Here is a 319-nt window from a genome sequence, read left to right as displayed (position 1 = left end):
CCGCGCCCCCCCCCGACTCGGAACCGGCAGCACCGCTGGCTCTCCGACGACAGACGCCACCAGGCATGGGGCTCGCACCAGCTCAACGATGCGGTCGCGGCGCGGGCACACGCTGTGGCGTGATCAACGTCTGCACCAGATCGCGCAGCGCGGCGGGCAACTCCGCCGCCGATCCACCGCCTCGCACGACGATCTGCACCTCCACGGGCGCCGCCCGCCCGCGATCACCGGCCGGGCCCACAGCGGTCGTCAGATCGCGCACGGTCACCCGGACCGGCACCGGCGCGGGCGTCGCGTCACCACGCGGAGGCGCCGCCGC

1 protein-coding gene is annotated in these 319 nt (G+C 75.9%); it reads right to left on the bottom strand.

All coding sequences use genetic code 11. From position 1 onward, the window contains the following. Nucleotides 1-82: 82 nt before the first annotated feature. Nucleotides 83-319 (bottom strand): hypothetical protein (locus V8688_RS30055; protein WP_342802212.1); only part of this gene is annotated, 237 nt, incomplete at its 5' end.

This window comes from Nocardia sp. No.11, from assembly GCF_038752175.1.
Taxonomy (GTDB): domain Bacteria; phylum Actinomycetota; class Actinomycetes; order Mycobacteriales; family Mycobacteriaceae; genus Nocardia; species Nocardia canadensis.
The sequence above is the reverse complement of the archived record's forward strand: the minus strand, read 5'-3'. Positions and strand labels throughout refer to the sequence as shown.